Genomic DNA, 6,766 nt, shown 5'->3' on the forward strand with positions numbered 1-6,766 from the left:
TGCGCGGGGCGCTCGGCCCCCCGCCCGCGCAGGGGGGGGGGGGGGGGGGGTTGTGGGCGGGGGCGGGGGGGGGGCCCGCGGGGGGGGGGGGGGGGGCCGGGGGGGGGGGGGGGGGCCGGGGCCTCGGCCCCGGTGAGGAGTGCGTGGTGGAGGGCGGTGAGCTCGGGGCCGGGGTCGGCGCCGAGGCCGTCCGCGAGGGTGCGGCGGGCCGATTCGTACGCGGTGAGGGCGTCGGCGTGCCGGCCCTCGGCCCGCAGGGCGCGGATGAGGTGGGCGCGGAAGGTCTCGTCGTACGGGTACGTGGTGGTGAGCTCGGTCAGCTCCGGTACGAGTCCGTCGGTGACGCCCCGGCGCAGATCGGCCTCGACGCGCTGCCGGAGCGCGGCGACGCGCTGCGCCTCGGGCCGGACGCCCGCCGGTTCGGGCAGGTCGGCGAGGGCAGGGCCGCGGAAGAGGCCGAGGGCCTCGCGGAGGAGGGCGGCGGCGGTGTCGGGGTCGCCGGCGTCGAGGCGGGCGGCGCCGTCCCTGACCCGGCGCTGGAAGACGTACAGGTCGATGTCGTCGGGGCCGGCGGCGAGGCGGTAGCCGGGGCCGGGGGTGGAGGCGACGGCCTCCCTGCCGAGGATCCTGCGGAGGCGTCCGACCAGGGCCTGGAGCGCGGCGGGTGCGTCCTGCGGCGGGTCGTCCCCGTACACGTCGTCGGCGAGCTCACCGACGGAGACGGCCCGTCCGCCGCGCAGCGCGAGGGCGGCGAGCAGCGCACGCAGCCGGGCGCCGCCGAGCGGGAGCGCGCTGCCGTCGGGCCGAAGGGCCTCGGTGGTGCCGAGGATGAGATACCGCACCGCCCCATTGTGTCGGCAGGCCGGTGCGTGCGCCTCGGGGTTTACCCCGGTGCGTCCCTCAGAAGGCGCCGGTGTCGCGCGCGAAGCCGGGGGGTGGGGGGAGCGGGACGGCTGTCCCCAGCTTGTGGACGGACGTGTGGCCGTAGCCGTCCCCGGAGGGACCGGAACAGACGACGGCCCCACCGGCCTCGCGGTCGATCATCGGGTGGACGGGAATGCCGGCGCGGGCGGAGGCGCGGATCTTCTGGACGCGGTCGCGAGGGGCGCTGTACGGCTCGAAGACCTGCTCCCCCGTCACCATGCCCGCGCTGCCCCGGCCGGCGGAGCCCTACGCGGGCAAGGAGCGGGACGCCGGGACCAACGGGCCCTGGACCGCTCGGTGGGCCCGGGGTTCCGTCGTGTTCGTCCAGCAGGAGCCGCGGCGGGCGAGGAGGCGGCGGAGCCAGAGTTCGGTGGAGACCAGGTCGGCGAGGCCGTCGAGGGGGACGGGGGCGCCGTCGGTCGCCGCGCGGAGGGCCTCGCGGACCACGCGCGCCTCGATCAGGCCCGCGTCCGCGAGGAGCGGCGCGTCGAACAGGGCGAGGAGCTGCGGGAGCGCCGCGCGCAGGCCCGCGCGCGTGGCGGCGGCCGGGACGGCCGGGTGGGGGGCGCCCCAGCCGGCGGGGAGCTCGCGGACGCCCGCGCCGGAGAGGACCGTGCGCAGGACCCCGGCCCGGGCGTCCGGCTGGACCCGGAGCGATTCGGGGAGCTCGCGGCAGGCCCGTACGACCTGGTTGTCCAGGAAGGGGGCGTGGAGGCGCTGGCCACGGATCTCCGCGGCCTGCTCCAGGACCCGGTGGTCGGCCGCCGCACGGGCGAGGGCCGCACGCGCGCGTGCCTCGCCGGGGCGCTGGACGGAGGCCGGGAGCGTCGCCGCCCGGTTCAGGCGAACCGATACTTCAGCCAGCGCCTCCCCCGTCAGCCACCGCGCCGCGGGCCCCGGCCGGGACCACGCGAGCGCGGAGAGGGAGGCCTCCAGGGGGCCGAAGCCGTCCGGAGCCGAGCGGTTCGCCTCCAGGACCCGCCGCGCCGCCGCCTCCAGACCCGTCCGGTACGGGGTACGGGCCAGCTTCCGCGCCGCCCGGTAGACCGTCAGCGGCACCAGGAGCGACCCCGCCGAAGGCCCCGAGGCCTTGGCGAGCGCCGTCACGGGACGCACCAGCGAGCGGCGCCTGCGGTCCATCAGGAGGTCGGCGAGGCGCGCCGGATGCGCGTCGAGGACCTGCTTCGCCCCCATGCCGGTGAAGTGGTCGGCGCTGCCGCCGACGAGCCGGCGCCGGTGCCGCTCGGCCGTGACCAGCGCGGGCCCCGGCTCGTCGGTCAGCGGCCCGTCCAGCGCCGCGTACGGGAGCGCCTCCGCGCCGCCCGCGACGACCACGTGGTGCAGCCGCGGGTCGGCGGCGATCGCCCGGGCCCGCTCCAGCTCCGCCGTACGGCGCGAACCGGCCCGCGTCGCGAGGTCGTTGAAGGTGACGGCGAGCAGCCGCTCCCCCGCGCCCGTGCCGTGCCCGGTGATCGTGCCCGGCACCCCCGGGAGCCCCGCCGCGAGCAGGGCCAGCGTGCCGGAGGCGCTGCCGCCGGACAGGTCGGCGCCGATGCCGGGGGCCGGGCCCGCACCCCGGGCCGCGCGCCGGTCGGCCGGCCCCATGCCGGGCACCGGGCCCGGGTCGGGGAGCGGCATCTCGGGCGCGTGCCGGGGCGCGGTGAGCCGGGCGCGTACGGCCTCGACCAGGGCGTCCCGCACCCCTTCGACGGCCTGCCGGGGGTCCGCCTCGGGCGCGGCGACGGCGAGCGAGGCCACCTGCTCGTAGCCGGTGATCTCGCGCGAGCCCTCCCGCAGGATCAGCGCGTGTCCGGGCGGCACCCGGCGCACCCCCTCGTACGGGGTGGAGTCCCGCAGCGCCTCCGGGGTCTCGGGGCAGGCGAGCAGGGCGGCGAGGTGGCCGATGTCGAGCTGGGCCTCGACGAGGTCGGCGAGCGGCAGGGCCGCCGTGGCGTACGCGGTGCCGCCCGCCCACGGCGTGTGGAACACCGGCCGGGCGCCCGCGAGATCACCCGTGACGGTGACGCGGCGCCCGGTCCTCACGACGGCGGTGTAGCTCCCGGGCCAGGCGGTCAGGTGCCGCAGCGCGCCCCCGCGCGCGGTGAGCAGGCCGATCCGCAGCTCCTCGTCGGTCGCGGCGCAGCAGCCGAGGACGGCGAGGCGGGTCCGGTCGTCGACGGACACCACGCGCACCTCGTCGGGGCGCCAGTCGCCGACCGCCCACAGCGGATCGGGGTCGCCCCACAGGAGTTGTGCGCCCACCGGCTGCACCGTGCGCCCCTCGGTCGCGCGGCCGGGACCCGAGCCGAAGCCGTGGCCGTCCGGGGAGCCCGCGTCGTAGGGGGAGCCGGCGTCGTACGAGGAGTCGTGGCCGTACGGGGAGTCGTGGCCGTACCGGGCGTCGACGGAGCCCGCCCGGCCCCCCGTGGTCGTTGCGAAGCTCGCGGCGACACTGCTCCAGCCCACCAGCCATCGCATCGGCGCCTCCACATCCGTTTCGGTGGAGGACATGCTGCCACGACAACGGCGCACGGGGCGGGGTCCGGGCGCACGCGCGCGAAAGGCGAATGCGCCCCTGGCATGGGCCAGTTGACGATCAACGGCGCACCGGCGTCATTCGGCCAAATATCGATCCCCGCCGGAGGTTTCGACCGCCGTCCGTGGCGAACACCGGACAGCGGCAGCCCGGGAGGCGCTCCCGCCTCCCGGCGCCGTCCGCCGCCCGCGGGGAATGGGGCGGCGGTATCCCCCAGCCCACTGGTCCGGGACACCGTTCCCGGCCGAGCGGGCCGACCCACGCGAGATTCATGGAAGCGCTCCCCCGCCGGCCGGACGAGAGCGCACGGCCGGGCGCACGGCCACACGGCGGGAGCACGAGCCGCCCCGCCGGCCCGGCTCGTCGCACGTTCACACAACAATCTCGCCATACGGAACACCGCCCCTTAACGGTAGGGATGCGGCGAACTACGCTGTGTTTACGAATGCCGCACGCCTATGCCCGGCGTCGTGGCGGCCGTCTGTGTTGTCGAGGGGTGGCGTGATGTCCAGGGAGCAACGCGGGCCGAACGAAAAGCTCGGCACGGTTCTCGCCCTCGCGGGAATCAGCAACGCCGGGCTCGCCCGGCGCGTCAACGACCTCGGTGCGCAACGGGGCCTGACGCTTCGGTACGACAAGACCTCGGTCGCCCGGTGGGTGTCCAAGGGCATGGTGCCGCAGGGTGCCGCCCCGCATCTGATCGCGGCCGCGATCGGGCAGAAGCTGGGCCGGCCCGTGCCGCTGCACGAGATCGGGCTCGCCGACGCCGATCCGGCGCCCGAGGTGGGGCTCGCCTTCCCGCGCGACGTGGGCGAGGCGGTCCGCTCGGCCACCGACCTGTACCGACTGGATCTCGCCGGGCGGCGGGCCGGCGGCGGCATCTGGCAGTCGCTCGCCGGGTCCTTCGCGGTCAGCGCCTACGCGACGCCCGCGTCCCGCTGGCTGATAACCCCGGCCGACCCCTCGGTGGAGCGGGAGGCCCCGCGCCCCGGCGCGGGCACCGGGACCGCCGTGGCGGCCGCGGAGCACGCCCGCGTGGGCCACAGCGACGTCGCCAAGCTCCGCGAGGCCGCCGAGGACGCGCGCCGCTGGGACTCCAAGTACGGCGGCGGGGACTGGCGGTCGTCGATGGTGCCCGAGTGCTTACGGGTGGACGCGGCGCCGCTGCTGCTCGGCTCGTACTCGGACGAGGTCGGCCGGAACCTGTTCGGCGCGACCGCCGAGCTCACCCGGCTCGCCGGCTGGATGGCCTTCGACACCGGGCAGCAGGAGGCGGCCCAGCGCTACTACATCCAGGCCCTGCGGCTCGCCCGCGCGGCCGCCGACGTGCCCCTCGGCGGGTACGTGCTCGCGTCGATGTCCCTCCAGGCCACCTACCGGGGCTTCGCCGACGAGGGCGTCGACCTCGCGCAGGCCGCCCTCGAACGCAACCGGGGGCTCGCCACCGCCCGCACCATGTCCTTCTTCCGGCTCGTCGAGGCCCGCGCGCACGCCAAGGCCGGTGACGGGGCCGCCGCCGCGGCCGCGCTCAAGTCCGCCGAGGGCTGGCTGGAGCGCTCCCGGGAGGGCGACTCGGACCCGACCTGGCTCGGCTTCTACTCGTACGACCGGTTCTGCGCCGACGCCGCCGAGTGCTACCGGGACCTGCGGATGCCGCGCGAGGTGCGGCGCTTCACCGAGCAGGCGCTGTCCCGGCCGACGGAGGAGTTCGTCCGCTCGCACGGGCTGCGGCTCGTCGTGTCGGCCGTGGCCGAGCTGGAGTCGGGCAACCTGGACGCGGCCTGCGCGGCCGGCACGCGCGCGGTGGAGGTGGCGGGCCGGATCTCCTCGGCGCGGACCACCGAGTACGTCCGCGACCTGCTGCACCGGCTGGAACCGTACGGGGACGAGCCGCGCGTCATGGAGCTGCGCGAGCGGGCCCGGCCGCTGCTCGTCACTCCGGCGTGAGACGCGACGGGCACGCAGAAGTGACACGCGTCCCACGGCGTGGGCGTTTAGCGGCATTGTCAGTGGGCCAGTGCACTATCGGGGGTGGGAGGTGGCGCTGGTGTTTGACTGTGACGTGCTGGTGATCGGCGGAGGGATCGTCGGTCTGTCGACGGCGTATGCCCTGACGCGCGCCGCCCCCGGCACCCGGGTCACGGTCCTGGAGAAGGAGCACGCCCTGGCGCGCCACCAGACGGGGCGCAACAGCGGCGTGATCCACAGCGGGATCTACTACCGTCCCGGCTCGCTCAAGGCGCGGTACGCGGTCGAGGGCGCGGCCGAGATGGTCAAGTTCTGCGCGGAGTGGGGCATTCCGCACGAGGTGACGGGGAAGATCATCGTCGCCACCGACCGCGAGGAGCTGCCCCGGCTGCACGCGCTCGTGCAGCGCGGCAGGGAGAACGGCATCCCGGTGCGCGAGCTCGGCCCGGCGCAGATCAGCGAGTACGAGCCGCGGGTGCGCGGGCTGGCCGCGATCCACGTCGGCACGACCGGGATCTGCGACTACGGGGCGGTCTCGGAGCGGCTCGCCGAGGCCTCCGAGGCCCGGATCCTGTACGGCGCGGAGGTCACCGCCATCGACCGGCGGGCCTGGGGCGTCGCCGTGCGCACGGCGGACGGGCGCGTGGTCCGGGCGAAGGTCCTGGTGAACTGCGCGGGGCTGCACTGCGACCGGATCGCGCGGCTCGCGGGCGACGACCCGGGCATGCGGATCGTCCCCTTCCGCGGGGAGTACTACGAGCTCGCGGACCCCTCGCTCGTGCGGGGCCTGGTCTATCCGGTCCCGGACCCGGCCTTCCCCTTCCTCGGGGTGCACCTGACCCGCGGCATCGACGGCGGCGTGCACATCGGGCCGAACGCGGTCCCGGCGCTCGCGAAGGAGGGGTACGGCTGGTCCGTCGTCCGCCCGCGCGAACTGGGCGCCACCCTGGCCTGGCCCGGCTCGTGGGCCATCGCCCGCGAGCACTGGCGGTACGGCGCGGGCGAACTGCACCGGTCGCTGTCGAAGCGGGCCTTCACGGACGCGGTGCGGCGGCTGCTGCCGGTCGTCGAGGAGTCCGACCTGCGGCGGGCGGCGCCGGGAGTGCGGGCGCAGGCGGTGCTGCGGGACGGGACGCTGGTCGACGACTTCCTGTTCCGCGAGGCGGCGCGGACGGTCCACGTGCTGAACGCGCCCTCGCCCGCGGCGACGGCGTCGCTCCCGATCGGCCGCGAGGTCGCGACCCGAGCCTTGGCCCACCTGTAGCGGGCGCACGCCGTCCGTTGTGGGCATGCGTTCCGCCGGGGCGGAACGGGTGGGCACAACGGACGGCGCCCTGC

At 76.7% G+C, this 6,766-nt stretch carries 5 protein-coding genes; 2 read left to right on the plus strand and 3 right to left on the minus strand.

What is annotated here, in order from left to right; all coding sequences use genetic code 11:
• The 3 genes from ACFV2S_RS37255 to ACFV2S_RS37265 form a co-directional block, all read right to left on the minus strand.
• Window positions 1–842, minus strand: an 842-nt coding sequence (locus ACFV2S_RS37255) for a BTAD domain-containing putative transcriptional regulator (protein ID WP_385570601.1), incomplete at its 3' end; no start/stop codon positions are given.
• A gap of 58 nt (window positions 843–900) precedes the next feature.
• Entirely contained in the window at window positions 901–1,143 is a 243-nt protein-coding gene (locus ACFV2S_RS37260; protein WP_385570605.1) for a hypothetical protein, read from the minus strand.
• A 27-nt stretch (window positions 1,144–1,170) separates the two neighbouring features.
• Window positions 1,171–3,402 carry an asparagine synthase-related protein gene (locus ACFV2S_RS37265; protein ID WP_385570619.1) on the minus strand — a complete coding sequence of 744 codons (2,232 nt, stop codon included), beginning with the start codon at window positions 3,400–3,402 and terminating at the stop codon, window positions 1,171–1,173.
• Between the two features lie 562 nt (window positions 3,403–3,964).
• On the opposite strand from ACFV2S_RS37265, the gene ACFV2S_RS37270 reads away from it, so the two are divergent.
• Both ACFV2S_RS37270 and lhgO read left to right on the plus strand, forming a co-directional pair.
• Window positions 3,965–5,407 (plus strand): MFS transporter, encoded by a 1,443-nt coding sequence (locus tag ACFV2S_RS37270; protein ID WP_383798750.1) that lies wholly within the window; start codon window positions 3,965–3,967, stop codon window positions 5,405–5,407.
• A 100-nt stretch (window positions 5,408–5,507) separates the two neighbouring features.
• On the plus strand, window positions 5,508–6,692 hold the full coding sequence (gene lhgO, locus ACFV2S_RS37275) for an L-2-hydroxyglutarate oxidase (RefSeq protein ID WP_385570611.1): 1,185 nt from the start codon (window positions 5,508–5,510) through the stop codon (window positions 6,690–6,692).
• Window positions 6,693–6,766: the final 74 nt, after the last annotated feature.

Origin of the sequence: Streptomyces sp. NPDC059695, assembly GCF_042733785.1 — a bacterium.
In the GTDB taxonomy this organism is placed as follows: Bacteria; Actinomycetota; Actinomycetes; order Streptomycetales; family Streptomycetaceae; genus Streptomyces.

What these genes read in the sequence shown, in the direction of transcription:
- ACFV2S_RS37270 (WP_383798750.1), top strand. Translation starts at nt 3,965, where the DNA reads ATGTCCAGGGAGCAACGCGGGCCGAACGAAAAGCTCGGCACGGTTCTC.
- ACFV2S_RS37265 (WP_385570619.1), bottom strand. Translation starts at nt 3,402, where the DNA reads ATGCGATGGCTGGTGGGCTGGAGCAGTGTCGCCGCGAGCTTCGCAACG.
- ACFV2S_RS37260 (WP_385570605.1), bottom strand. Translation starts at nt 1,143, where the DNA reads ATGGTGACGGGGGAGCAGGTCTTCGAGCCGTACAGCGCCCCTCGCGAC.